Annotated in this window: 1 protein-coding gene; it reads right to left on the bottom strand. The window is 42.3% G+C overall.

The window, feature by feature from the left end:
- Window positions 1–300: hypothetical protein (locus tag A3756_RS27540; RefSeq protein WP_197481227.1), on the bottom strand; the 300-nt coding region annotated here is incomplete at both ends.

Below are 300 nucleotides of genomic sequence, written 5' to 3'. Positions count from 1 at the left end.
ATACGAAATCATCTGACGAGCTATCAGTAACGCTTGGATCGATGACAAGAATTGACCCTTCTCCCCAGCGAATAACATAGGCTTTATCATCAGATGCGAAAAGCACATCATATGGGTTACTGTTGCTTTCGCCGTCTTCATCATTCAAACCGTACTGCCAGGTTAAGGTGTTTGGGTTGTCTATATCGTACTTCGATAAGTTATTTTCACCGTACTTACCTATTCTGTAGTAGTCACTTCCATTTACTGCCACATCGATATCAGAACGATCCGTAGCTGCAAATCCTTCAGTGTGGTCAA

The organism is Oleiphilus sp. HI0086 (genome assembly GCF_001635225.1).
This window is presented reverse-complemented; position numbering and strand designations above follow the sequence as displayed.